Source organism: Enterobacter genomosp. O, from assembly GCF_001022965.1.
Lineage (GTDB): Bacteria > Pseudomonadota > Gammaproteobacteria > Enterobacterales > Enterobacteriaceae > Enterobacter > Enterobacter cloacae_L.
On record NZ_LECZ01000027.1, the window covers coordinates 69,760 to 94,777 of the forward strand.

30 protein-coding genes and 1 other annotated feature are annotated in these 25,018 nt (G+C 54.8%); of the genes, 11 read left to right on the forward strand and 19 right to left on the reverse strand.

Going from position 1 to position 25,018, the window contains the following annotated elements:
• Positions 1-2: 2 nt before the first annotated feature.
• Positions 3-872 carry an ion transporter gene (locus tag ABR39_RS19260; RefSeq protein ID WP_065365750.1) on the forward strand — a complete coding sequence of 290 codons (870 nt, stop codon included), beginning with the start codon at positions 3-5 and terminating at the stop codon, positions 870-872.
• Between the two features lie 31 nt (positions 873-903).
• On the opposite strand, the gene ABR39_RS19265 is transcribed toward ABR39_RS19260, so the two are convergent.
• Both ABR39_RS19265 and cls read right to left on the reverse strand, forming a co-directional pair.
• Complete coding sequence (locus ABR39_RS19265; RefSeq protein WP_006810881.1) at positions 904-1,233, reverse strand: HI1450 family dsDNA-mimic protein; 330 nt, start codon at positions 1,231-1,233, stop codon at positions 904-906.
• Positions 1,234-1,266: 33 nt separating this feature from the next.
• Positions 1,267-2,727: a cardiolipin synthase gene (cls, locus tag ABR39_RS19270; protein WP_047348247.1), complete on the reverse strand. Its 1,461-nt coding sequence runs from the start codon at positions 2,725-2,727 to the stop codon at positions 1,267-1,269.
• Positions 2,728-2,885: 158 nt separating this feature from the next.
• Between cls and ABR39_RS25915 the strand changes: the two genes are divergently transcribed.
• From ABR39_RS25915 to ABR39_RS19280, 3 genes are all read left to right on the forward strand, one after another.
• Entirely contained in the window at positions 2,886-3,059 is a 174-nt protein-coding gene (locus ABR39_RS25915; protein ID WP_086379783.1) for a YciY family protein, read from the forward strand.
• A gap of 108 nt (positions 3,060-3,167) precedes the next feature.
• Positions 3,168-3,803 carry a leucine efflux protein LeuE gene (gene leuE, locus ABR39_RS19275; protein WP_047348248.1) on the forward strand — a complete coding sequence of 212 codons (636 nt, stop codon included), beginning with the start codon at positions 3,168-3,170 and terminating at the stop codon, positions 3,801-3,803.
• 94 nt (positions 3,804-3,897) lie between these two features.
• The gene (locus ABR39_RS19280; protein WP_047348249.1) at positions 3,898-4,851 is read left to right on the forward strand and encodes a bifunctional helix-turn-helix transcriptional regulator/GNAT family N-acetyltransferase; all 954 of its coding nucleotides are present in this window, start codon (positions 3,898-3,900) and stop codon (positions 4,849-4,851) included.
• A gap of 40 nt (positions 4,852-4,891) precedes the next feature.
• Here ABR39_RS19280 and ABR39_RS19285 read toward each other — a convergent pair whose 3' ends face one another.
• The gene (locus ABR39_RS19285) at positions 4,892-5,188 is read right to left on the reverse strand and encodes a YciI family protein (protein ID WP_047348250.1); all 297 of its coding nucleotides are present in this window, start codon (positions 5,186-5,188) and stop codon (positions 4,892-4,894) included.
• A 220-nt stretch (positions 5,189-5,408) separates the two neighbouring features.
• Between ABR39_RS19285 and tonB the strand changes: the two genes are divergently transcribed.
• Positions 5,409-6,131: a TonB system transport protein TonB gene (tonB, locus tag ABR39_RS19290; protein WP_047348251.1), complete on the forward strand. Its 723-nt coding sequence runs from the start codon at positions 5,409-5,411 to the stop codon at positions 6,129-6,131.
• A gap of 38 nt (positions 6,132-6,169) precedes the next feature.
• On the opposite strand, the gene yciA is transcribed toward tonB, so the two are convergent.
• From yciA to ABR39_RS24230, 4 genes are all read right to left on the reverse strand, one after another.
• The gene (yciA, locus tag ABR39_RS19295) at positions 6,170-6,565 is read right to left on the reverse strand and encodes an acyl-CoA thioester hydrolase YciA (RefSeq protein WP_008502796.1); all 396 of its coding nucleotides are present in this window, start codon (positions 6,563-6,565) and stop codon (positions 6,170-6,172) included.
• A 104-nt stretch (positions 6,566-6,669) separates the two neighbouring features.
• The gene (locus ABR39_RS19300; RefSeq protein WP_023312088.1) at positions 6,670-7,209 is read right to left on the reverse strand and encodes a septation protein A; all 540 of its coding nucleotides are present in this window, start codon (positions 7,207-7,209) and stop codon (positions 6,670-6,672) included.
• A 55-nt stretch (positions 7,210-7,264) separates the two neighbouring features.
• Positions 7,265-8,008 (reverse strand): YciC family protein, encoded by a 744-nt coding sequence (locus tag ABR39_RS19305; protein WP_033145752.1) that lies wholly within the window; start codon positions 8,006-8,008, stop codon positions 7,265-7,267.
• 25 nt (positions 8,009-8,033) lie between these two features.
• Entirely contained in the window at positions 8,034-8,438 is a 405-nt protein-coding gene (locus ABR39_RS24230; protein ID WP_048339060.1) for a YkgJ family cysteine cluster protein, read from the reverse strand.
• A 282-nt stretch (positions 8,439-8,720) separates the two neighbouring features.
• Here ABR39_RS24230 and ompW point away from each other — a divergent pair, with 282 nt between their 5' ends.
• Together ompW and ABR39_RS26010 are read left to right on the forward strand one after the other, a co-directional pair.
• Positions 8,721-9,353 carry an outer membrane protein OmpW gene (ompW, locus tag ABR39_RS19310; RefSeq protein WP_047348252.1) on the forward strand — a complete coding sequence of 211 codons (633 nt, stop codon included), beginning with the start codon at positions 8,721-8,723 and terminating at the stop codon, positions 9,351-9,353.
• Positions 9,354-9,498: 145 nt separating this feature from the next.
• A complete protein-coding gene (locus tag ABR39_RS26010; protein ID WP_165587294.1) occupies positions 9,499-9,672 on the forward strand; it encodes a hypothetical protein in 174 nt (57 codons plus the stop codon).
• Positions 9,673-9,864: 192 nt separating this feature from the next.
• Here ABR39_RS26010 and yedF read toward each other — a convergent pair whose 3' ends face one another.
• The 8 genes from yedF to trpL form a co-directional block, all read right to left on the reverse strand.
• A complete protein-coding gene (gene yedF, locus ABR39_RS19315; RefSeq protein ID WP_006175744.1) occupies positions 9,865-10,098 on the reverse strand; it encodes a sulfurtransferase-like selenium metabolism protein YedF in 234 nt (77 codons plus the stop codon).
• Complete coding sequence (yedE, locus tag ABR39_RS19320; RefSeq protein WP_047348253.1) at positions 10,095-11,306, reverse strand: selenium metabolism membrane protein YedE/FdhT; 1,212 nt, start codon at positions 11,304-11,306, stop codon at positions 10,095-10,097. The genes yedF and yedE overlap by 4 nt, the downstream gene beginning before the upstream one ends.
• Positions 11,307-11,485: 179 nt before the next feature.
• Positions 11,486-12,295: a tryptophan synthase subunit alpha gene (gene trpA / locus ABR39_RS19325; RefSeq protein ID WP_047348254.1), complete on the reverse strand. Its 810-nt coding sequence runs from the start codon at positions 12,293-12,295 to the stop codon at positions 11,486-11,488.
• Complete coding sequence (gene trpB, locus ABR39_RS19330) at positions 12,295-13,488, reverse strand: tryptophan synthase subunit beta (RefSeq protein ID WP_047348255.1); 1,194 nt, start codon at positions 13,486-13,488, stop codon at positions 12,295-12,297. Before trpB ends, trpA begins: the two co-directional genes overlap by 1 nt.
• A gap of 10 nt (positions 13,489-13,498) precedes the next feature.
• Positions 13,499-14,857, reverse strand: a complete 1,359-nt coding sequence (trpCF, locus tag ABR39_RS19335) for a bifunctional indole-3-glycerol-phosphate synthase TrpC/phosphoribosylanthranilate isomerase TrpF (protein ID WP_047348256.1) — start codon at positions 14,855-14,857, stop codon at positions 13,499-13,501.
• A gap of 3 nt (positions 14,858-14,860) precedes the next feature.
• Positions 14,861-16,456 (reverse strand): bifunctional anthranilate synthase glutamate amidotransferase component TrpG/anthranilate phosphoribosyltransferase TrpD, encoded by a 1,596-nt coding sequence (gene trpD, locus ABR39_RS19340; protein WP_047348257.1) that lies wholly within the window; start codon positions 16,454-16,456, stop codon positions 14,861-14,863.
• Positions 16,456-18,018, reverse strand: coding sequence for an anthranilate synthase component 1 (locus ABR39_RS19345; RefSeq protein WP_047348258.1), 1,563 nt, complete (start codon positions 18,016-18,018; stop codon positions 16,456-16,458). Before ABR39_RS19345 ends, trpD begins: the two co-directional genes overlap by 1 nt.
• Before the next feature lie 23 nt (positions 18,019-18,041).
• Positions 18,042-18,136, reverse strand: a sequence feature (Trp leader region).
• Complete coding sequence (gene trpL / locus ABR39_RS26410; protein ID WP_106993556.1) at positions 18,113-18,157, reverse strand: trp operon leader peptide; 45 nt, start codon at positions 18,155-18,157, stop codon at positions 18,113-18,115. (Overlaps the previous feature by 24 nt.)
• Before the next feature lie 127 nt (positions 18,158-18,284).
• Between trpL and rnm the strand changes: the two genes are divergently transcribed.
• Together rnm and ABR39_RS19355 are read left to right on the forward strand one after the other, a co-directional pair.
• A complete protein-coding gene (gene rnm / locus ABR39_RS19350; protein WP_065365751.1) occupies positions 18,285-19,178 on the forward strand; it encodes an RNase RNM in 894 nt (297 codons plus the stop codon).
• Positions 19,175-19,795, forward strand: coding sequence for an L-threonylcarbamoyladenylate synthase (locus tag ABR39_RS19355; RefSeq protein ID WP_003856793.1), 621 nt, complete (start codon positions 19,175-19,177; stop codon positions 19,793-19,795). The genes rnm and ABR39_RS19355 overlap by 4 nt, the downstream gene beginning before the upstream one ends.
• A 35-nt stretch (positions 19,796-19,830) precedes the next feature.
• On the opposite strand, the gene ABR39_RS19360 is transcribed toward ABR39_RS19355, so the two are convergent.
• Entirely contained in the window at positions 19,831-20,475 is a 645-nt protein-coding gene (locus ABR39_RS19360) for a LysE family translocator (protein WP_047348260.1), read from the reverse strand.
• 429 nt (positions 20,476-20,904) lie between these two features.
• Here ABR39_RS19360 and rluB point away from each other — a divergent pair, with 429 nt between their 5' ends.
• The gene (gene rluB, locus ABR39_RS19365) at positions 20,905-21,780 is read left to right on the forward strand and encodes a 23S rRNA pseudouridine(2605) synthase RluB (RefSeq protein ID WP_008502809.1); all 876 of its coding nucleotides are present in this window, start codon (positions 20,905-20,907) and stop codon (positions 21,778-21,780) included.
• A 33-nt stretch (positions 21,781-21,813) separates the two neighbouring features.
• Here rluB and cobO read toward each other — a convergent pair whose 3' ends face one another.
• Entirely contained in the window at positions 21,814-22,404 is a 591-nt protein-coding gene (cobO, locus tag ABR39_RS19370) for a cob(I)yrinic acid a,c-diamide adenosyltransferase (RefSeq protein ID WP_047348261.1), read from the reverse strand.
• Positions 22,401-23,162, reverse strand: a complete 762-nt coding sequence (locus tag ABR39_RS19375; RefSeq protein ID WP_047348262.1) for a YciK family oxidoreductase — start codon at positions 23,160-23,162, stop codon at positions 22,401-22,403. Before ABR39_RS19375 ends, cobO begins: the two co-directional genes overlap by 4 nt.
• A 251-nt stretch (positions 23,163-23,413) precedes the next feature.
• On the opposite strand from ABR39_RS19375, the gene sohB reads away from it, so the two are divergent.
• Positions 23,414-24,460 (forward strand): protease SohB, encoded by a 1,047-nt coding sequence (sohB, locus tag ABR39_RS19380; protein ID WP_047348263.1) that lies wholly within the window; start codon positions 23,414-23,416, stop codon positions 24,458-24,460.
• A gap of 34 nt (positions 24,461-24,494) precedes the next feature.
• Here sohB and ABR39_RS19385 read toward each other — a convergent pair whose 3' ends face one another.
• On the reverse strand, positions 24,495-24,746 hold the full coding sequence (locus tag ABR39_RS19385) for a YciN family protein (protein WP_023312072.1): 252 nt from the start codon (positions 24,744-24,746) through the stop codon (positions 24,495-24,497).
• Positions 24,747-25,018: the final 272 nt, after the last annotated feature.

A 25,018-nucleotide genomic window follows, 5' to 3' on the forward strand; every position in this document is an offset into this window, starting at 1 on the left:
ACATGATGTCAGCCCTTATTTTTTGCGAGGTAACCGTGTCGCGTTTATTCACGTCAGCCCGTCGGCGGCTTTATCATTTATTATTCGATCCTGAAACGGTATCCGGACGACGCTTCGAAGGTCTTTGTGGCTTATTCGCACTCCTGAGCGTGGTTGTCATCTTTATTGAATCGGGTGCCGGGACGCAATATCACCTGACGTTTGACGAATGGCATATCTTTGTCTGGCTTGAACTGGCGATAACCCTGGTCTTTACCGCTGAATACATCCTCAGAGTGGTTACCTGGCCTAACCCGGCCCGATATGTTTTCAGCTTTTGGGGGGTTATCGATTTAGCCACCATCCTGCCGCTCTATGTGATGTGGCTGTGGCCGGAAATCAGCCTGAGCTATGTCTTTGCCTGGCGCGCGATGCGCGTTATTCGGGTATTACGTATTCTGAAATTACTGCGGTTTATGCCGTCATTGCGCATATTCTGGAGTGCGATCGTTAGCGCGCGACATCAGCTTATTCTGTTCTATTCATTTATTGCCATCGTCATGATTGTTTTCGGCGCGCTGATGTATTTGATAGAAGGGCCGAAATATGGCTTTACGACGCTCAATGCGTCGGTGTACTGGGCGATTGTGACCGTCACGACCGTGGGCTACGGAGATATCACGCCCCATACGCCACTGGGCCGCATTGTGGCGTCAGTGCTGATCTTGATTGGATATTCGGTGATTGCGATCCCGACGGGACTCATTACTACACACATGAGCAACGCATTTCAGAGCCGCAAGCAGCAGCGTAAATGCCCGAGCTGCCATCAGGGCGAACATGAACACAGCGCGCGGTTTTGTAATCGTTGCGGAAGTGAATTGCCGGAGTAAATAAAAAAGGCTGCAATCGCAGCCTTTTTTATTATTCGCGCCAGAGAATATGGCACAGCTTGTGGTCTTTCTCGCGACACAGCAGGACGCGGGCAAAGATGTCGTTAATTTCGCCGCCATCTTCATCAGCCAGCCCAATCACCACTTCGGCAAAGAAGTCAGGATTAAGGTCAAAATCCACATGCTCAGCCCAGTCTTCTGACGGGTCGAACAGTTCAGCACCGCCGCGCTCTTCGAACTGCAAATTAAAGAGGATCACGTCTGCGGGATCGAGGTTATCAACCGCCAGTTCGAGAAAAATGTCGTAGGCCTGCTCGAGCGTTTCGTCTTCGGTCAGGCGATTGTTCAGATCCATTTCCATGATGACTACCTGTTTAACATCGTTGGGCACGTTTTACAGCAACGGACTAAAGAAGTAAAACAGTCGTTCGGCAATTCTCTGCCACAGCGGACGTTTTACCCACAGTCTGGCATCCAGCAGCCGCGAGCGGGAGATATAATCATCCTGCACCGCCGCAAGATCGCCGCCAAAGCCGGCATCATCAATCACCAGCGTGATTTCAAAGTTTAGCCACAGGCTACGCATATCCAGGTTGACCGTCCCCACCAGGCTTAGCTCACCGTCGACGAGAACGCTCTTGGTGTGGAGCAAGCCGCCCTCAAACTGGTAAATCTTCACCCCCGCGGCCAGCAGTTCGCTAAAGAATGCACGGCTGGCCCAGCCCACCAGAAGGGAGTCATTTTTGCGTGGCAAAATGATGCTCACATCGACGCCGCGCTGCGCGGCGGTGCAGATTGCGTGCAGAAGATCGTCGCTGGGGACAAAGTAGGGCGTTGTCATGATCAGATATTCACGCGCCGAGTACGTTGCCGTCAGCAGCGCCTGATGGATCAAATCTTCCGGGAAGCCCGGCCCGGAGGCAATGGTATGAATAGTGTGACCGCTGGCCTCCTCAAACGGCATAATATTGCCGTCCGGCGGCGGCGGCAGAATACGCTTGCCGGTCTCTATCTCCCAGTCGCAGGAGTAGACGATGCCCATCGAGGTGGCAATCGGCCCCTCCATGCGCGCCATCAAATCCACCCACTGGCCAACGCCCGAGTCCTGCTTGAAGAAGCGCGGGTCAACCATGTTCATGCTGCCGGTGTAGGCAATATAGTTATCGATCATGACCATCTTGCGATGCTGGCGGAGATCCATCCTGCGCAGAAATACGCGCAGGAGATTCACCTTCAGCGCCTCTACCACTTCGATACCGGCATTGCGCATCATGCCCGCCCACGGGCTACGGAAGAACGCCACGCTGCCCGCGGAGTCAAGCATCAGGCGGCAATGAATGCCACGCCGTGCTGCCGCCATCAGCGATTCAGCGACCTGGTCGGCCATGCCGCCGGGTTGCCAGATGTAGAAGACCATCTCGATATTATGGCGGGCCAGCTGGATATCGCGGATTAACGCCTGCATGACGTCGTCGGACGAGGTCAGGAGCTGGAGCTGATTGCCTTTTACGCCACCAATCCCCTGGCGCAGCTCGCAGAGCTTAAATAATGAGGAGGCGACGCTGCTGTTCTCCTCGGCAAAGATATGTTTGCAGGCTTTAAGGTCGTGGAGCCACTTCGCGGTCGAAGGCCACATGGCGCGGGCCCGCTCGGCGCGGCGTTTACCCAGATGAAGCTCACCGAAAGAGAGATAGGCAATAATTCCCACCAGCGGCAGGATGTAGATTATCAGAAGCCAGGCCATGGCAGAGGGTACGGCTCTGCGCTTCATCAGGATGCGTAATGTCACACCCGCGATTAACAGCCAGTATCCCAAAATGACCAGCCAACTCACCACGGTGTAGAAGGTTGTCATAGGTAAAAAAATCCTTTTGAAAGCGTATTGTTAAGAGTGTACGCATCAGGATTCATCTGGCAAATAAAAACGCCAGGTAAAAGCGCTGGTTTGCTGACGGGTTGGGTTTATAATGGCCTTTCTTTAAGAGAAAAAGTGTTAGAGAAAGAGTTGTAAACATGAAGCGCAGTAGAACAGAAGTAGGGCGCTGGCGCATGTTGCGACAGGTGAGTCGTCGCAAGGCTCGTTGGCTGGAAGCACAATCCCGCCGCAATATGCGTATTCACGCCATCAGAAAATGTGGATTGACCAGACACCGTAACGCGTTGCTGTTCGCAGTCCAGGATATCTGAGAACCATGAGGGCACCGTAATGGTGCCCACTGTTTTTATAGCGTCTGATTTTTGGGAATAGCGTATTTGCAGCGATATTCCCGTTGTGTTTAGCAAAAGGAGGGAGAAGTGTTTGCGGAGTTTGGTGTACTGAATTTCTGGACGTACGTTGTCGGCGCCTTTTTTATCGTGCTGGTGCCGGGGCCAAATACCCTGTTTGTGCTGAAAACCGGGATCGGTCACGGCGTTAAAAAAGGCTATCTCGCCGCGACAGGGGTATTTATCGGCGATGCGGTACTGATGTTTCTGGCCTGGGCGGGCGTGGCTGCGTTAATCCAGACCACCCCGGTGCTATTTAATATCGTACGTTATCTCGGCGCTTTCTATCTGCTGTGGCTGGGCGGTAAAATGCTCTGGTCGGTCATCACCCGGCAGAATCATGCTCACGAGAGCGGAACCGAACCTGCCAGCGCAATCATGAAACGCTCGCTGGTATTAAGCCTGACGAATCCAAAAGCGATTCTGTTCTACGTATCGTTTTTCGTTCAGTTTATTGACGTGAATGCTGAGAACACAGGTACCTCTTTCCTGATCCTCGCTACCACGCTTGAACTGATTAGCTTTATGTATATGAGCTTCCTGATCTTCTCCGGCGCGTTTGTGACGCGTTATCTGAAAACCAAAAAGAAACTGGCAAAGCTGGGGAACGGGCTGATAGGGCTGCTGTTTGTCGGGTTTGCGGCGAGGCTAGCGTCGCTACATTGATTGAATGAAAGGCTCCTGCGGGAGCCTTTTTAATTCTGTTTGACAGCCCCTCACTATTTAGTTGTATAGTACAACTAAATAGTGAGGGCATAACATGCACACCGAAAACCCCGTAGTCAGCGTTATCCGTAGTTCCTCGCGTCTGATGGTGCGAGAGTTAGGCTTTATGGCGTCCACTCTGGCCTCAACCCATTACTCACCCTCGGCCGTGCACACCCTCGTCGAAATCGCATTGCGCAAGGAGATGACGGCGGGTCAACTGGTGCAGCTGCTGGGTCTGGAAAAGTCCAGCGTCAGCCGAATGCTGGCTCGCCTGATTGCCGCGGGTGAACTGGAAGAGGTGGTCTCCACTGACGATGCCAGAGCAAAATGTCTCAGGTTGACTGCGAAAGGCCATGAGACGGTCAAAAAAATTAATACCTACAGCAACGAGCGAGTTGTCTCAGCGATAAAGTCCCTGAAGCCCGCTCAGCAGCAAACCATCTCTCAGGGATTATCCCTTTACGCCAACGCGCTGCTGGCGTGTCGTGAGACGACTGTCGATACCCGCCCCGACGAGCTTAAGATTGTGCAGGGTTATCTACCCGGCATGATTGGCCGCATTGCAGAAATGCACGGGTGCTATTACGCCCGAGAGCATAATTTTGGTCGTTTCTTTGAGGCCAAAGTGGCCGCAGGTCTGGCTGAGTTTAGTGGTCGGCTGGACAAACCCTGTAACCAGATCTGGCTGGCGGTGATGAACGACAGGATCGTGGGGTCGGTGGCAATCGATGGCGAGGACTTAGTACAGGGCGAAGCCCACCTGCGCTGGTTTATTATCGACGACGGCTGTCGGGGCCATGGCGCGGGAAAAAAATTACTCACCGAAGCCATGCGTTTTTGCGACAGCGTCGGGTTTTCAGCCGTGCATCTCTGGACGTTTAACAAGCTGACCACAGCCCGGCGGCTGTACGAATCGTTTGGGTTTACGCTAGTGAAAGAGTGGGAAGGCGACCAGTGGGGAAGCCTTATGACGGAGCAGCAGTTTACCCGGCACAGAGACGCGTAGCCGCCGCCATAAAAAAGGCTCCTTTCGGAGCCGCCTGGTATCAGAACACTTTCTTATACGGTCGAACCGTCACCTTCGCATACACGCCCGCAGCAACGTACGGGTCAGCGTCAGCCCAGGCCTGAGCGGCTTCCTGGGATTCAAACTCAGCAATGACCGTGGAGCCCGAAAAACCAGCGGCACCCGGATCATTGCTGTCTACAGCAGGCATTGGGCCAGCGGTCAGTAACCGGCCTTCATCCTGGAGCAACTGCAAACGCGCGAGGTGGGCAGGGCGAACAGACTGGCGTTTTGCGAGTGAATCAGCAACATCTTCAGAGTAAATCACGTAAAACACGGCGAAGCTCCTTAACCGGTAAAAGTGTCAGTTACGTTATGTGAAAGGGCAAACGACTGCAATGTAAAATAAAAACAATGTTAATGTCCTGATCTGAATGCGCTTTTTTTGGCCTCTTATGCGCTAAAGTTGCGCCAGAGCAAAGTGTCTTATTGAATATGATTGCTATTTGCATTTAAAATCAGTGTTCGGTTTTTTAACGTTGATGATTATGACTTCGATGACCCTTGATTTACCTCGCCGCTTTCCCTGGCCGACGCTGCTTTCCGTCGTGATTCACGGTGCCGTTGTGGCGGGTTTGCTGTATACCTCGGTTCATCAGGTTATTGAAATGCCAGCACCCGCGCAGCCGATTTCGGTGACGATGGTATCGCCAGCGGATCTCGAACCTCCGCAGGTTGCACCTCCGCCGCCACAGCCGGTTGCTGAGCCGGAGCCAGAACCCGAACCCGTTCCGGAGCCGCCGAAGGAAGCCCCGGTGGTTATCCATAAACCTGAACCGAAGCCAAAACCTAAGCCGAAGCCAAAGCCGGTCAAGAAGGTCGAGGAACGTCCGAAACGCGAGGAGCGTCCGGTTGAACCGCGCGCGACCCAGCCGGTTGAAAATGCAGCGCCTTCACGTCCGGTGATGAACAATACGGCAACGACCGCAAAGCCGACGGTAACCGCGCCAGCGGGTCCGCGGGCCCTGAGCCGCAATCAGCCTCAGTATCCGCCTCGCGCTCAGATGTTGCGCATTGAAGGCCGCGTGCGGGTGAAGTTTGACGTCACGGCGGAGGGTCGCGTTGATAACGTGGAAATCTTGTCTGCTCAACCGTCTAATATGTTTGAGCGAGATGTGAAAACGGCTATGCGCAAATGGCGTTATGAGCCCGGCAAGCCTGGTAATGGGCTGATAGTGAACATTGTTTTCCGCCTGAACGGCGGGGCGCAGATGGAATGAAAAAAGCCTCCTGATGGAGGCTTTTTTTTGCCTGTCGATCAGGCCTGCGGAAGCTGACGAGGTTTACCCTCGCTGTCCACTGCGACATAAATAAACAGTGCTTCAGTGGCCTTGTAGCGCTGTCCAATCGGCTCAGAAGAGACTTTTTTGACCCATACTTCTATGTTGATTGAAATAGAGGTATTGCCGCGCTTGACGCAGCGCGCGTAGCAGCAAACCACATCACCCACCGCAACCGGGCGCAGGAAGGTCATGCCATCCACCCTCACGGTGACCACACGCCCATGGGCGATCTCTTTTGCCAGAATTGCGCCGCCCATATCCATCTGCGACATCAGCCAGCCGCCAAAAATATCGCCATTGGCATTGGTGTCAGCGGGCATTGCCAGTGTGCGTAAAACCAGTTCGCCCTGAGGGGCGTTAGTTGTTGTCATTGTTTTAACTCGTAACGGAAGACTTCAGGCGGGATGCTACTATGATTTCGAGGCGGAGAGAATAGACCAGAACGCCTGTCGTTAACGTCCTGGTCAGTCATTAATCAGTGCTTGTCGTCCTGCGGCATGTGGCGATAGATATATACGCCGCTTAACAGCGTGAAGATAAGCGTCAGCGCGGTCAGGCCGAAGACCTTAAAGTTGACCCAGATATTCTGCGGCAGCCAGAAGGCGATATAGATGTTGGCGAGGCCGCAGAGAATAAAGAAGACCGCCCAGGCGATATTCAGACGCGACCAGACTTCCTGAGGCAGGGTCAGCTCCTTGCCCAGCATGCGCTGGATCAGCGGCTTTTTCATTACCCACTGGCTGATTAGCAATGCACCCGCAAACAGCGCGTAAATCACGGTCACTTTCCACTTAATAAATTCATCGTTGTGGAAGAACAGAGTAAGCCCGCCGAACACGGCGACCAGGACGAACGTTATCAGCGCCATTTTTTCGACTTTACGATAGCGAACCCAGCTGTAGATCAGTACAACAGCGGTCGCAACGATCAGTGCAGTGGTCGCGGCATAAATGTCATACAGCTTATAAAAAGCAAAAAAGACCACGAGCGGTAAAAAATCAAGAAACTGCTTCATTCTGTGATTCCATCTTCTGAGCGGGGCGGGAGACAGCGATGTCCCCGCCTCAGGATTACTGACGAATTAACATATACAGGCGGAACAGGTAGACCAGCAGTACCGCTGAAATCAGATTGCTCAGCGTATTCGCCACCACTGCGCCAACGTTTGGCGTCAATACCGCAAAATTCGGTGCAAACAGTAACAGGAGCGTTTTGGCGAGCAGCCAGCCGATCACGGCGGGAGCCACAAGACGCATATTAGCCCATGCCAGTCTGATGCTGCTGCGCATCGCGGTAAAAATACCCATTTTGTCCTGCACAACCATGACCGGGGCAAAGGAGAGCACGATAGCCAGTAACACACCCGGCACCACGACCAGCATAATCCCCATTTGCACCAGCAGGGTGGTTAAAAAGATCAGGATAAACAGCTTAGGTAAGACCGGCGCGCTGGCACCAATCGCCCGTAAGGCGCTGACCCGATGACCCGCCGATACCAGTTGAATCATCAGTAAAACTCCGCCCGCCAGAACCGCATTACCAATAAGGCCTGAGAACGTGGATGCAGCAGAGGCCCGCAGCAGAATCTGCTGCTGCTCCGGCGTCATGTTTTGCACCAGCTCAAACAACCCCACGCTTCCCGCAAGATGGTCGCCCTGGCTCAGGCTGGCAATCTGTTCTTCACTCGGTGAGAACGCATGACCCAGCACCACCGTGATAAAGGCGCAAAGCAACGCGATCAGTAAAAAGGTTATGAACTGATTGCGGAAAAAGTTTCCCGTGTCACGGTAGACAGACTTCGCCGTGATAGACATGCACTCTCCTTGAGTATTGCAGGTGTTAATTAGCCGGCAATTGTACACCGGATGCGCCTGCTGTGGCAGCATCAAGGCTTGTATGGAAAAGCATATCTTTGTAAAGCGGCGGTAATCCAACGCGCGCCCGGGCGCGATTGCAGGATTCATTGACCTGCCCATCTTCTCCCGACATGGCAAATTCCCGGCACGGGCTGGGACGATCCTCATAGATAGAACACCGGGTAGAAACCCCGGGCTCACCCTGTAGCGCCGCACAGCGGACCTGTTTTTGGTTCGTGCCGCTCATGCAGCGCAGAAAAGGCGTTAGCGGCTCTGTGAGATGAACCGGAACGGTACCGCCGCCATCGCTGGCTTCGGCCCAGTAGAAAGAGACTCGAAAATACGCACAACAGGCTCCGCACGTCATGCACGGTTTTTTATCACTCATGGCACACCTGCAAATGAAGAACGCATCAAATCAACTTGTGAGAGCGCTAAATTATCCAGCCGCCATAGGAAGAGCAAGAGGGGGAAATGAGAAAATTTTGTAACTGTGAAATGCCAAAAATTGACATGGAAACAACTTATTGCTTTGCGATGCGCCACAAAAAATTAACCCAGATCAATGAATGTTAACTTACTGGTTTTAATGTGATCTGTGGCAGATCACTTATTACTCATTTGTGAGTATATTCTCACCCGCGATTAAAACCACAACGATGGAGCGGATATGAAAAAATTAGCGGTGGCAGCCCTTGTATTAAGCAGTCTCTCTGGCGGCGCGTATGCGCATGAAGCAGGCGAATTCTTTATTCGTGCCGGTTCGGCTACGGTTCGCCCAACTGAAGGGTCGGATGATGTACTGAAAATGGGCGGTTTTAACGTCAGTAATAACACCCAGCTAGGGTTAACCTTTACCTATATGGCGACGGATAACATTGGTGTTGAGCTTCTGGCCGCAACGCCTTTCCGTCATCGCGTAGGTCTTGGACCAACCGGTGATATCGCCACGGTGCATCATCTGCCGCCAACGCTGATGGCGCAGTGGTACTTTGGTGACTCAAGCAGCAAGGTGCGTCCCTATATTGGCGCGGGTGTGAACTACACCACCTTCTTTGATGAGAAGTTTAACGATACCGGGAAAGAGGCCGGCCTGACCGATCTCAGCCTGAAAGATTCGTGGGGGATGGCAGGGCAGGTCGGACTGGATTATCTGATTAACCGCGACTGGTTAATTAACGCCTCCGTCTGGTATATGGATATTGATACCGATGTGCGCTTCAAGCATAACGGTGACCAGCAAAGCATCAACACGCGGCTGGATCCGTGGGTGTTTATGTTCTCTGCGGGTTATCGTTTCTGATCTCCCGTCAAACTGGCCACGCGGTGGCCAGTTTGTTTTGCACGCTTCAAAACGACGGATACACCGGTCGCTCATCAAGTTTTACGCAGTGCCTCAGGACCTTTTCCCCATCATATAAATAGCTGAAAGCGTCGCTGGACGTGGAATGGAAAAGAATATCGCCATTCGCAAACGGGATAATTTCGGTATCTCCCGCGCGCTTGTGTCCCGCACCGGTTTCGAAATGACCGCGCCACCTTTCCTGCGTATGGTCGTAAACGTGCAGAATAATCTCGACGAGCCCTCTTTCCGGACAATTAAGGCGCAGGAAGGTAGATGAGAAATTCAGGGAGAGTGCGTGAAAGGGAATCAATAGGGTGAAAACCAGTAAAGCTCGTAAATACATCAAACCGCTAAAACCTCCTTTAAAAGGGATATAAGATTTTACTTAAGTCGAAGGTTTGGGTTTTGCCGTGGATCAAGACGCCTTACAATTCAAAGCGATAAAGGCCCCTTACGAGGCCTTCAGCGATCATTTTTGAATCAAATAGCGAATGGTCGGGCCATCCTGCTGGATGTCCAGCACGGTGTAGCCGTGATTTTTGGCATCCAGCGGAATGTTGTTAATGGACTGCGGGCAGTCGCTCACCACTTCCAGAATTTCACCTTTTTTAAGCTGCGGGAGCGCTTCAAGCGTAGCGACGGCCGGGTAAGGGCAAGGTTCACCGACCATATCCAGGCGGTAGTCAGGCACGATATCTTTCATGCAGCATTCTCCTGCGTTTCAGTTTTGACGGTGGCACGACGAAAGAACCGTTTCTCCTGCGCGACAACCAGTAAAAAAGCGACAAGCAGCAGGCCATAGGTGACCAGCAGGCCGCCGAGCGGACCGAAAGTGCTTAGCAGGTTGACCTTATCCCAGCTAGTAGCCAGCGCCGGAGAGAGAGCGTCCCAGAAGTACGCCAGGATCGTTGAGCCAATAACATTCCCCAGGCCCACCCACCAGTAGTGCACCTGACCTTCAACGGCGCGGTACATCCAGCCAGTTTCACACCCGCCGGCCAGCACGATTCCGAAGCCAAACAGCAGACCGCCAATAACCGCGTTAGGACCGGCCCACATGATTTTCGGTTCGACGCCTAGCTGAACATAGCTGAAAATCCCGATGGCGCTGACAGCCATCCCGGCGATAATCGCCTTCGCCATCATCGTGCGGCCGGTGATCCACATATCGCGAAACGCGGAGGTGAAGCAGATCTGCGCGCGTTCAATGAGCAGGCCAAAACCCACGCCGAACAGCATTGCCAGACCGAGTTTTGGCTGGTTCATGGCCGTACACAGCGCCCATGCCACCATAGCGAAAAAGACCAACATACCGAGGCGGAAACGGCGACGCGCCTGAGAGGGCCTTTGCGTAAGCGGCGACGCGGCGCTCACTTTGACCATTTTGACGGGAATACGAAACAGTGGCAGAAGGGTAAATTTAGCGCCAAAGTAAGAGCCGATGGCCGTAGCGACAGCAAAGAACCAGGCATGCAGCGAAAACTGAGGGATCCCGGTAAAGAAGGCGGCAAGGTTACACCCCATCGCCAGGCGCGCACCGAATCCGGCAATGATGCCGCCGACAATCGCCTGCAAAATGCGGATCCGGCTTTTGGGCAGCCTGAGCTTGACGTTATTTGCCCACAGTGCAGCAGCAAAACAGCCGCCGAACATGCCGATGATCATCATGCCGTCTATGCGGGTTAGCGGCGTACCGTCCAGATGAATGAGTTTAAAGTACCCCCACTCTTCGGTATGTACGCCAGCCAGTTGCAGCAGTTGCCCACCCCAGCGGGTGAACTCGCCGGTAACTGCCCAGAAGGTGCCTGTAATGCCGAAGTAGTAAGTAGAAAGAATGCCTGCCGCAATGACGGCCGGGACAGGTGACCAGAACTTAACCAGGTAAGTCTGTTTGAAGTAGTGCCATGACATGAATAAGCCTCTGAACTCAGAAGGTTAATACTGAAAAGAGACCAGATAATACGCTTATGGCAAGGGTTGAAAAGCCATTCACACCGAAAATATCGACAGGATCAATTTTGACCTAATCCTTTGGTGATGATGGGCACGAAAGGGGAACCGTCTGGCTGAAATGCCAGACGGTAGAAGGGTTATACTTTGCGCGTCGCGGCTTTCATGCCGCTGACGAACGCTTTCAGCTCGGCCAGCATCTGCTCCGGCTTGTCTACGTTCTTTTCGATGATTTTGACGATAGCAGAGCCGGAGATCGCACCTGCCGCTTTCGCCTCAATCGCCGCGGTGACCTGATCGGGAGATGAAATCCCGAAGCCCTGCAGCGGAGGTGCAGCGTGGTATTCAGCCAGCTTTTCCACCAGATGATGCAGCGGCAGCGCCGCCTTGTTCTCAGCGCCGGTCACGCCCGCGCGGGAGAGCAGGTAGGTATACCCGCGTCCGTAAGAGGCAATCTGGCGCAGCAGTTCGTCATCAGCATTTGGTGGACAGATGAAAATCGGGGCGACGTTATGGCGCATCGCCGCCTGGCGGAACGGCGCGGACTCTTCAACCGGCACGTCGGCTACCAGCACCGAGTCGACGCCCACCCGCGCGCACTCGGCATAAAATTCGTCGATGCCGCGGTTAAACACCAGGTTAGCGTACATCAGCAGACCAATAGGAATGGTCGGGTGCTTCTGGCGGATCGCGGCCAGCATCTCGAAACACTGGGTTGGCGTCACGCCCGAAGCAAATGCGCGCAGCGTCGCGTTCTGAATGGTCGGGCCATCCGCCAGCGGGTCAGAGAACGGAATACCCAGCTCCAGTGCATCAGCGCCGGCTTCAATCAGGGTATCGATAATCTTCAGCGACTGTTCCGGGCCCGGATCGCCCAGGGTGACGAAGGGAACGAACGCGCCTTCCTGGCGGGATTTCAGCTCTGCAAATACGTTATCGTAGCGTTCCATCAGATTTCCCCTCGTGCTTTCAGAATATCGTGAACGGTGAAGATATCTTTGTCACCGCGACCGGAAAGGTTCACCACCAGCAGCTGTTCTTTTTCCGGGTTTTCTTTAATCATTTTCAGCGCATGCGCCAGCGCGTGCGAAGACTCCAGCGCCGGGATGATCCCTTCGCTGCGACACAGCGTTTTGAACGCTTCCAGGGCTTCGTCATCGGTAATGGAAACGTAATCCGCACGACCGGTGCTGTTCAGGAAGGCATGCTGTGGCCCAACAGAGGGGAAATCGAGACCGGCAGAAATAGAGTAAGACTCTTCAATCTGGCCTTCATCGGTCTGCATCATTGGCGCTTTCATACCGAAGTAGATCCCCACGCGGCCATGCTTCAGCGGCGCGCCGTGTTCACCCGTTTCAATCCCGTGGCCGGCGGGTTCAACGCCAATCAGGCCCACGCTGGTGTCGTCAATGAAATCGGCAAACATACCGATGGCGTTAGACCCGCCGCCAACGCAAGCGATAACGGCATCCGGCAGGCGACCCTCTTTTTCGAGGATCTGCGCTTTGGTTTCTTCACCGATCATGCGCTGGAATTCGCGCACGATGGTCGGGAACGGATGCGGACCCGCAGCGGTACCCAGCATATAGTGCGCGGTCTCATAGCTGCCAGACCAGTCGCGCAGCGCTTCGTTACAGGCATCCTTCAGCGTGGCGGAGCCGCTGTGCACCGGGATCACTTCGGCGCCCATCAGACGCATGCGGAACACGTTTGGAGACTGACGCTCAACGTCTTTCGCGCCCATGTAGATGCGACACTTCAGGCCGAGCAGGGCGCTGGCGAGCGCAGAGGCGACACCGTGCTGGCCCGCGCCGGTTTCAGCGATGATTTCGGTTTTGCCCATACGCTTTGCGAGCAGCGCCTGGCCAAGAACCTGGTTGGTTTTATGGGCACCGCCGTGCAGCAGGTCTTCACGCTTCAGATACAGCGTGGTTTTCGTGCCTTCCGTCAGGTTACGGCATTTGGTCAGCGCCGTTGGGCGGCCTGCGTAATTTTTCAGCAGGTCGGTAAATTCAGCCTGAAACGCCGGATCTTTCTGCGCGCTGACAAAGGCTTCTTCCAGCTGGCGCAGCGCGGGCATCAGGATTTGCGGGACGTACATCCCACCAAACTCACCAAAGTACGGGTTAAGTAATGTCGTCATCTTCTCTTCCTTAATATGCACGCAGAGTTTTAAACACTGAGGCCAGTTTGCTGGCATCTTTTATGCCGGGTTGGGACTCTACGCCTGAATTGAAATCAAGGCCTGCGCAGCCGGTTTTGGCGGCTTCTACACAGTTATCCGGGCTTAATCCACCCGCCAGCAGGACGTTGTCCAGCTTTTCGCCGTTAAGCAGTGACCAGTCAAATCGCTGACCCGTGCCGCCCTGGCCGTTATCGAGGACGTATTTGTCCACATGGTTCAGGTTTCGCGCGGGCAAGGTATCGCCGACGCTTTGTGCTTTCCAGATCTGCACCTGAGGCGCGAGAGCGGTACGCAGGGCATCGATATACGCCTGATCTTCGCCACCGTGGAGCTGCACCGCGCTCAGAGATAACGCCTCGGCTTTTGCTACGACCTCTGCGATATCCGCATTGCGGAACACGCCGACATAGCTGAGAGGGGCCGCGGCGATCACCTTACGCGCATGCTCTCCACTCACCGCCCGAGGGGAGGTATCCACGAAAATCAGTCCGCCGTAAATGGCACCTGCTTCATACGCGGCCTGAGCATCCTGTTCGCGGGTTAAGCCGCAGACTTTGTTTTCACCCAGCAGCACGCGGCGCACGGCAGCATTGAGATCGTCATGCTCCATCATGGCGGAGCCAATCAGAAAACCGTTGGCAAAGTGGCTCAGCTCGCGCACCTGGGCGTAGCTGTTAATCCCGGACTCGCTGATAACGGTTACGCCCGGACCCAGGCGCGGCGCCAGCTGGCGCGTGCGGTTGAGGTCAATCGACAGATCGCGCAGATCGCGGTTGTTGATCCCGACCACTTTGGCCCCGAGTTGGATGGCGCGCTCCAGCTCCTCTTCGTTGCTTACTTCGGTCAGCACGCCCATATTCAGGCTGTGCGCGACGGCAGCGAGCTGGCGATACTGTTCGTCATCAAGCACCGAGAGCATCAGCAGGCAGGCATCAGCCTGGTAGAAACGCGCCAGCCAGATCTGATACGGGTCAATAATAAAGTCTTTGCACAGGATCGGCTGCGGCGCGATGCCGCTGACGATCGGCAGGAAATCGAAGCTGCCCTGAAAATATTTTTCATCCGTCAGCACCGAGATGGCTGACGCATGATGCTTATAAATACCGGCAATACGCGCCGGGTCGAAATCGTCACGAATAACGCCTTTAGACGGGGACGCTTTTTTGCACTCAAGAATAAACGCGGTGCGCGCACCCTGCAGGGCGTCATAGAAACGACGGCTGCTCGGGACGACGTCGTTCTGGAAACTGGCAAGCGGCTGCTTTTGCTTGCGGGCTTCCACCCAGATGGCCTTATCGGCAACGATTTTCGCTAAAACGGTCTGCATTCTTTACCCTCTTGCCGCAAGTGCGGTAACGCGATCGTAAGCTGCACCGGAGCGCAGTACATCCAGAACTTTTTGAACGTTGGCCTTCAGGTCTTCCTCACCGTGCAAACGCATCAGCATGGCGACGTTGGCAGCAACGGCGGCCTCATGGGCGACCTCACCCTTACCTTGTAATAAGCGCGTCAGAATGTCACGGTTTTCTTCCGGCGTACCGCCTGCCAGCGCTTCCTGATGATACGGCGCAAGGCCGAAGTCGGCAGCGTCCAGCTGGTAGCTCAGAATTTCACCGTCCCGCAGTTCGGCCACCAGCGTCGGGGCATGCAGCGACACTTCATCCATACCGCCGCTGTGCACCACGGCAGCACGCTGGTAGCCCAGGACGCGCAACGTTTCTGCAATCGGCAGGACCAGCTCCGGGCTATAGACGCCAATCAGCGCCAGCGGCGGGTGAGCCGGGTTGATCAGCGGCCCCAGGACGTTAAACAGCGTGCGGGTTTTAAGCTGCTGGCGAACCGGCATCGCGTGGCGGAAACCGGTGTGATACTTCGGTGCAAACAGGAAGCAGACGCCCAGGTCATCCAGCGCTTCACGGGAACGCTCGGCGTTCATATCGAGATTAATACCGAATGCGGCGAGCAAATCAGACGAGCCTGACCGGCTGGAAACGCTGCGGTTACCGTGTTTCGCCACCTTCAAACCACACGCCGCCGCCACGAAGGCGCTGGCGGTGGAGATATTGATGCTGTTACTGCCGTCACCGCCGGTGCCGACAATATCGGCAAACTGATAGTCCGGGCGCGGGAACGGCGCGGCATTTTCCAGCAGGGCCGTGGCGGCGCCGGCGATCTCCTGCGGGCTTTCGCCGCGCACTTTCATGCTCACCAGCGCGGCCGCCAGCTGCTCAGGCTTCAGCTCGCCGCGAACCACCGCGGAGAAGAGCTGGTGGCTCTCCTGCTGGCTCAGGGTCTGCGCCTGGTACAGTTTTTCCAGAATTGGCTGCAGGGTGTTGGTCTGCTCCAGCTTCTGTAACGCCCAATCCAGGGTCTGTTCCAGCAGACGGGCGCCGTGGGATGTCAGGATCGATTCCGGGTGGAACTGCATGCCGCAGACGCGGTCAGCGTCGTGACGCACCGCCATCACCATCCCTTCAAACGAGGCGTTAATGGTCAGCCCGGCGGGAATGTTGCTTCCGACCAGCGAGTGGTAGCGCGCAACCGGAAGCGGATTTGGCAGCCCGGCAAACATCGCCTGGCCGTCATGTTCGATGCTGGACGCTTTACCGTGCAGGATCTCGCCCGCCTGGCCGACGTAGCCGCCGTAGGCTTCAACGATGGCCTGATGGCCCAGGCAGATGCCGATAATCGGCAGCTTGCCGCGCATGCGGGTCAGCAGCTCGGGCATACAGCCCGCTTCGCTCGGTGCGCCAGGCCCCGGGGAGAGCATCAGCACCGGGTTTTGCATGGTTGCCAGACGGTCAATCAGGGTCTGCGCCGGTACATGGTTGCGATAGATAACGACGTTATGACCATTCGCACGCAGCTGATCTGCCAGGTTATAGGTAAAGGAGTCGATATTATCGAGCAGCAGAATGTCAGCCATCAGAAAATCTCCTGTGCATGGTGTGCGGTTGCAATGGCGCGAAGGACCGCACGCGCTTTACTGCGCGTTTCGTCAGCTTCAGACTGCGGAACAGAATCAAGAACAATCCCGGCTCCCGCCTGTACGGTAGCAATGCCGTCTTCGACATAGGCGGAGCGGATCACGATGCAGGTATCGAGGTCACCGTGGGCCGTGAAGTAGCCCACCGCGCCGCCGTAGCTTCCGCGACGGCGTCCTTCGGCTGCGGCAATCAGCTGCATGGCGCGCACTTTCGGCGCACCGCTCAGGGTGCCCATGTTCATGCAGGCGCGATAGGCGTGCAGCACGTCGAGATCGTGACGCAGCTCGCCGACCACGCGGGAGACCAGGTGCATCACGAACGAATAACGGTCAACTTTGGTCAGGTCCGCCACGTAGCGGCTGCCCGGGGTGCAAATGCGGGCCAGATCGTTACGCGCCAGGTCAACCAGCATCAGGTGCTCGGAGAGCTCTTTGTGGTCGGTACGCATCTCCAGCTCAATGCGGCTGTCGAGATCGCGATCCAGCGAGCCATCAGCACGACGCCCGCGTGGACGGGTTCCGGCAATCGGGTAGATCTCAATCTGGCGGCTGGTGGCGTCATACTTCAGCGAGCTTTCCGGCGATGCGCCAAACAGCGTGAATTCGTTGTCCTGCATAAAGAACATGTACGGGCTTGGGTTACTCTTCTTCAGCACGTCGTAGGCCGCCAGCGGGGACGGGCAGGGCAGTGAGAAGCGACGGGACGGCACAACCTGGAAAATTTCCCCGGCACGAATCGCTTTTTGCATCTGGCGAACGACGGCACCGTACTGATCGTCAGTCTGGTTTACATCGCATGTCATTTTTTCCACGCGCTGCACCGGCAGCGCAGGTGGCGCTTCGCGCATCTGCTGTTCCAGTTGGGCGATACGGTGTTCGAGGCGTTCTTTCTCCGCGCTGGACGGCGTGAACAGGCTAGCCTGAATGCGGGTGTACTTTTTCTGATGGTCGATCACCAGCAGGGTTTCAGCCAGATAGAAGCAGTAATCCGGGCAGCGGTTACCCTGTTCCGTTTCAGGCAAATCTTCGAAACCGGCAACCAGGTCGTAAGCAAACAGTCCGCCAAAGAACATCGCTTCGCGTTCCTCTGCCGGCACGGTGACCAGATTCTGCAGCAGGCGGAAGGCATCGAAAACGGAAAGAGAGCAGAGCCGCGCGTCTTCGTCCAGCAGCTGGCTGACCGCCGGGAAATGCAGAATGCGCATTTCCGGGTGGCGTTCATTTTCAATACCTGAAGGCAGAGCGGCATCCAGCAGCGGCAGCAGCGATGCGCCATTGTCCGACAGCGCCTTGATCGTGACGGTATCACCTAACGCGGTAATGCGCAGTGCGCTATCAACCAGCAGCAGACTCTTGAGATCGTCCTTGCTGTCGATATCCGCAGATTCCAGCAGCAAGGTCGCTGGACGGGCACCGCACACCTGATGAAACAGGGCAGTAGGGTTGTGACGATAGGCCGCCTCGCAGGTCAGCAATTCGAGGTGTGGTTTGGCTGTTTGCATTATGTTGTTCTCATTTTCTGTTCAAAAAAAAGCCCGCTTGGTAGCGGGCTGGGTATCTGTTTGCATTTCGCAGACGCGTGACACTGCCCGAAGATCAGGAAGTACGCCACCAACCGTGCAGAGTGAAATGTGCTGTCATTTTCAGATACCTTTCTCGTGTGAACTTGCGTACTAGTTAACTAGTTCGATGGCGTATTGTCAACCCTTGATTTCAGAATTTCGCGTTAAGTCGGTATCATGGTGGTTTCGGATGTCTCCAACCTGTTATGGGAAGTGCTTTGAGCGATACCACCTACGCCATTATTTATGATTTACACAGCCATACTCAGGCCTCTGATGGCCTACTGACACCCGAAGATCTGGTTCATCGTGCCGTTGAAATGCGTGTTGGCACGCTGGCGATAACCGATCACGATACGACAGATGCCATTCCGGCGGCGCGGGCCGAAATTGCCCGCAGCGGGCTGGCGCTGAATCTGGTGCCCGGCGTCGAGATATCCACGCTCTGGGAAAACCACGAAATTCATATCGTTGGCCTGAACATCGATATAGAACATCCGGCACTTCGTGCGTTTTTGCAAGAACAAAAAACGCGCCGCAACCAGCGTGCAGAGATGATCGGCGAGCGTCTGGAAAAGGCGCATATTCCGGGCGCGCTGGAAGGCGCGCAGAAGATGGCGAACGGCGGGGCGGTGACTCGCGGCCATTTCGCCCGTTTTCTGGTTGAGGCAGGCAAAGCAACGACCATGGCGGATGTCTTTAAAAAGTATCTGGCACGGGGGAAAACCGGATACGTTCCGCCACAGTGGTGTACAATAAAACAAGCTATTGATGTGATTCATCATTCTGGCGGTAAGGCCGTGCTGGCCCATCCGGGACGGTATAATCTTTCTGCTAAATGGCTGAAAAGACTGCTGGCACACTTTGCCGAATGCGGCGGTGAGGCGATGGAAGTCGCCCAGTGTCAGCAGGCGCCCAACGAGCGTGCGCAGCTCGTGACCTATGCCCGCCAGTTTGGCCTGCTTGGGTCACAAGGGTCTGATTTCCATCAGCCCTGCGCCTGGATTGAACTGGGGCGCAAGCTCTGGTTGCCCGCTGGCGTTGAGCCGGTCTGGCAGCTCTGGGAACAGCCGCAGCAAATTGAAGAGAGGGAAGTATGAGTCAGTTTTTCTATATCCATCCGGATAACCCGCAGCCGCGCCTGATTAACCAGGCCGTGGAGATCGTCCGCAAAGGCGGCGTGATTGTCTACCCGACCGATTCAGGCTACGCGCTGGGCTGCAAAATTGAAGATAAAGGGGCAATGGAACGCATTTGCCGTATTCGCCAGCTGCCGGACGGCCATAATTTTACCCTGATGTGCCGAGACCTTTCAGAGCTGTCGACCTACGCTTATGTCGATAACGTGGCGTTTCGCCTGATTAAGAACAATACGCCGGGTAATTACACCTTCATCCTGAAAGGGACAAAGGAAGTGCCGCGTCGTCTGTTGCAGGAAAAACGTAAAACCATCGGCATGCGCGTGCCGTCGAACCCGATTGCGCAGGCGCTGCTGGAAACCCTCGGTGAACCGATGCTCTCTACCTCGCTGATGCTGCCGGGAAGTGAGTTTACCGAGTCCGATCCGGAAGAGATCAAAGATCGTCTGGAGAAGGTGGTCGAGCTGATTATCCACGGCGGCTATCTCGGTCAGCAGCCGACCACCGTCGTCGACTTAACCGAAGATGCCCCGGAAGTGATTCGTGAAGGCGTGGGCGACGTAAAGCCTTTCTTGTAAACCTAAGGAATAAGGGGGCAAATGCCCCTTTATTCTCAACGGCGAGTCAATGCCAGGCGTAGACCTAACCCTATAAATGTTACGCCAACGATTCGATCCAGTATTTTCTGCAATCTTCTATTCTGAGAAACTGCACCGGCGGCACTGCCTGCAAGAACAGCAAAAGCGGTATCAGTCAAAAATGCTATCAGCGCGTAGACCATACCCAGAATCAGGAAAGAAGTGGTGTGATGTTCACCCCCTGGTGAAACAAACTGGGGGAAGAAGGAGATAAAAAATAAGAGCACCTTCGGATTGGTTAAGGTTGTAATAAAGCCTTTAGAAAGCAGATTCGTGAGAGTAGATTTTGTCTTCACTGGTTCAGCTTCACGGTGATTGACGGTTTGTTTTGCGAATGTTCCCAAAACCATCTTACTGCCAAGATACATTAGATAAGCCGCTCCAAGATACTTAATGAGGGTGAACATCAGTGGAGAAGCTGTAATCAATGCCGTTAATCCCACTGCACTTGCAACAGCATGGGTACAGCTACCTAAAGCCACGCCTGCAGCAGAGATGATCCCCGCTCGCCTTCCGTTAGCTACACTTTGACCTATCACGTAGGCCATGTCAGGCCCTGGTGTTACGGAAAGGAGAAAAACAGACAGGGCAAAAAGCCCAAAGTTTGTTATGTCCAGCATTGTCACCTCCGAAAAACTCAACGTTTAACACGCATGCTAGCATTGAATGATTATGCATGAAATGGGGTATTTTATGCTAATAAGGTGGTGCCAGAGTCAGCATTAGCACGCGTTTTATTTTTGGCTACCTCGCGAATAATTCCTTTTACCTCTGGCGAAAAAGATTGGTTTGATTCAACACTACTTTGTTTCGAAGGGTTAGCTTGTTTTAGCTATCAATACCGAGACTCAGACGCACAAAACTTGTTGAATCTTTTAGTCTAAAGTTAGTGTAGTATGTCCGCCCACGAATCATTCTGTGTGGCATATTGTTTGCCATGCTGTGCACCATGAAATGTCGACATATCAGTGAGTTAAGTTGTTTTTACACTAACTCTTTGTTTTGAAAGTACACCAGACGCCTGTGAAGGCGACACCTGAGGAAGCTCAATGAGCGAGAAGTTACAGAAAGTGCTGGCGCGCGCCGGCCACGGTTCACGCCGTGAAATCGAAGCCATTATTGAAGCGGGCCGCGTGAGTGTGGACGGTAAAATCGCCACGCTGGGCGACCGCGTAGAAATCGTACCGGGGCTGAAGATCCGCATCGACGGTCATCTTATCTCCGTGAAAGAGTCCGCTGAGCAGATCTGCCGCGTGCTGGCTTACTACAAGCCGGAAGGCGAGCTGTGCACCCGCAACGACCCGGAAGGTCGCCCGACGGTGTTTGACCGTCTGCCAAAACTGCGTGGCGCTCGCTGGATTGCCGTAGGTCGTCTGGACGTGAACACCTGCGGTCTGCTGCTGTTTACCACCGATGGTGAACTGGCGAACCGTCTGATGCACCCGAGCCGTGAAGTGGAGCGCGAATACGCCGTGCGTGTATTTGGCCAGGTTGATGAGAATAAACTGCGCGATCTGTCGCGCGGCGTTCAGCTGGAAGACGGTCCTGCGGCGTTCAAAACCATCAAATTTACCGGTGGGGAAGGGATTAACCAGTGGTACAACGTTACGTTGACCGAGGGCCGTAACCGCGAGGTGCGTCGTCTTTGGGAAGCGGTGGGCGTCCAGGTTAGCCGTCTGATCCGTGTCCGCTACGGCGACATTCTGCTGCCAAAAGGTCTGCCGCGCGGTGGCTATACCGAACTGGATCTGACGCAAACTAACTACCTGCGCGAACTGGTTGGCCTGACGCCAGAAACCACCTCTAAAGTGGCGGTGGAGAAAGATCGTCGTCGCATGAAGGCGAATCAGATTCGCCGTGCGGTGAAGCGCCACAGCCAGGTGAGCAGCAACCGCCGCTCCGGAAGCCGTAACAACAACGGTTAAAAACGAAAGCCCGGTCAGTGACCGGGCTTTTTTTTAGTAATCAATCCCGATTTGCGCTTTGATGCCCGCATCGAAGGCGTGTTTCACCGGACGCAGCTCGCTGACGGTATCTGCCAGCTCCAGAATATCCCGATGACACCCGCGCCCCGTGACGATAACCGTCTGATGCGCTGGGCGGTTATTCAGGGCTGTCAGCACGGCCTCCAGCGGCAGATAATCGTAGGCGACCATGTACGTTATCTCATCCAGCAGAACCATATTCAGCGTGGGGTCGGCCAGCATCCTTTTGGCGTGCTCCCAGACGGCAAGACAGGCTGCGGTATCGGTTTCCCGGTTCTGCGTGTCCCACGTAAACCCGGTCGCCATCACCTGAAACTCAACGCCGTGAGGCTCAAGTAAATTTCGCTCGCCGTTGGGCCATTCGCCTTTGATAAACTGGATAACGCCGACTTTCTGCCCATGGCCGACCGCGCGGGTGGCGGTACCAAACGCGGCAGTGGTTTTCCCTTTGCCGTTGCCGGTAAACACGATGACGATCCCGCGCTCGTCCTGCGCTGCCGCGACGCGTGCATCGACCTGTTCTTTAAGACGCTGCTGGCGCTGCTGATGACGTTCTTCACTCATTGCGAAATTCCCGGTTTACGGCCCGGCTGGGCGTCAAAGGTCATCCCGGTCTTGCGGCGGCTGTCGTCGCCCATCAGCCAGAGATAGAGCGGCATAATATCTGCCGGAGTTTTCAACTTCTGCGGATCTTCGCTCGGGAACGCGCTGGCGCGCATTTTGGTGCGCGTACCGCCCGGGTTAATGCAGTTCACGCGAAGATGGCGGCTCTGATACTCCTCCGCCAGCACCTGCATCATGCCTTCGGTGGCGAATTTTGATACGGCATATGCGCCCCAGTTTGCGCGCCCCTCGCGGCCTACGCTGGAGGAGGTAAAGACCAGGGAGCCTGACTCGGATTTGAGTAATAAAGGAAGCAATGCCTGCGTGAGGAAAAACGTGCCGTTGACGTTAACCTGCATCACCTGCTGCCAGATATCCGGATCTTGTTCATCCATTGGCCGCACCTCTCCAAGCAGGCCGGCGTTATGCAGCACGCCGTCGAGCCGTGGATAGTGGGTGCTGATGCGTCGGGCTAATTCCTGGCACTCCGCGGGCGTGCAGGTCAGTAAATCGAGCGTATACCACGGAACCGGAGTGCCGTATGCGGCCTCAATCTCCTGAGCGACGCTTTTCAGTTTATCTTCGTTGCGCCCTATCAGAATAACGTTCGCGCCGTACTCGGCGTAGGTCAGGGCTGCCTCGCGGCCAATCCCATCGCTGGCACCGGTGACAAGAATGATCCGGTTCTGCAGCAGATTTTTTTGCGGTTGATAATGCACGGTGGCTCCTCAGGTGCCCGGTGATGCAGTGGCACCTTTATAATGACTTTTCGGCTTTATGCCCGAATTAGCATGAGAATTCAATCAGTCTACAGGACGCATTACTGTAAAATTAACAATTTGCAAATATTTAAACTACACGCCGGGGATTCCTGAAGGCGGCTCGCAGAGGTAATGTCACGAGCGAGACGCATGGGCGGGGCTGTTGTACACTGCCGTGAAAGATTCGTGGTTAAATCAAGGTGGAACGCGTGGAATTACTTTCTCAATATGGGTTGTTTTTGGCCAAAATCGCGACGGTGGTGATTGCCATTGCGGTGATTGCCGTTCTGATTGTCAACCTGACGCAGCGTAAGCGTCAGCGTGGGGAGTTACGTATCACCCGCCTGAGCGAACAGTATAAAGAGATGCAGGAAGAGATGTCTCTGGCGCTGCTTGATAGTCATCAACAGAAACTGTGGCTGAAAGCACAGAAGAAAAAGCATAAACAGGATGCCAAAGCGGCAAAGGCAAAAGCGAAGCTCAATGCACCGCAGGAGAAGGCCGCGCCACGCGTTTACGTGCTCGATTTTAAAGGCAGTATGGATGCGCATGAAGTTTCCTCTCTGCGGGAAGAGGTCACCGCCGTTCTGGCCGTGGCGACCCCGCAGGATCAGGTTGTTGTGCGTCTTGAAAGCCCGGGCGGTGTAGTTCATGGCTATGGGCTGGCCGCCTCGCAGCTGCAGCGCCTGCGTGAAAAACAGATCCCGTTGACCGTTGCCGTGGATAAAGTGGCGGCGAGCGGGGGGTATATGATGGCCTGTGTGGCGGACAAAATCGTTGCCGCGCCGTTCTCCATTATTGGTTCAATCGGCGTGGTCGCACAAATACCGAACTTTAACCGCTTCCTGAAAAATAAAGAGATTGATATCGAACTTCACACGGCGGGCCAGTACAAACGCACCCTGACGCTGCTGGGCGAAAATACGGAAGAAGGGCGTCAAAAATTCCGTGAAGACCTCAACGAAACGCATCACCTCTTTAAAGACTTTGTGCACCGGATGCGCCCGACGCTTGATATCGAACAGGTGGCGACGGGTGAGCACTGGTACGGGGTCCAGGCGCAGGAGAAAGGGCTGGTGGATGAAGTCGGGACCAGCGATGACCTGCTGCTCAACCTGATGGAAGGCCGGGAGCTGGTTGGTGTGCGCTTCACCCAGCGTAAGCGACTGCTGGACCGCTTTACCAACAGTGCGGCAGAGAGTGCGGACCGCCTGCTGCTCCGCTGGCTGCAGCGCGGACAAAAACCGCTGCTGTAAACAAAAACGCGAGGCATATGCCTCGCGTTTTGCATTAATCGACCAGGTGATATTTCTCTGAAAGCGTATGTGCCAGGTATTTAAACATGTTAAATACGGCGGTGCTTTTCGGGGTCGGTAACCCCTGTTCGTCAAGGAAGTATTCGCCGCTGAAAATCAGCACCCCATTGCGCTGCTCTACGCCGGTGGCTTCAATGCCCGCCAGCGTATCTTCATGGTCACGGATAAGCTTGTTTGCTTCGATAAGCAGAGAGGCTCGGTCAATAGGTTGGGTCGTATTCTGCATAATCCACTCCTTAAACAGTGACAATAGTCTACGCCGAGGGCGCTTTGGGGGCAAATTTTCCCTGTAATGTGAGGGGGTAAGGTAGCGGGACCCGGCTGGCAGGATTTGCTTTTGCATGCTAATAAAGTTGCGTAACGAATTTTATCAGGTAGAGTGTGCGCTTTCGTCATTCTGGCAACAGAATTGCTTGACATTCGACCTGGAATTCGTCACGAATTACACGAGATGTGAGAAAAATACCCGAAAACTCAATCACCTGGGCGTTTTTTGTT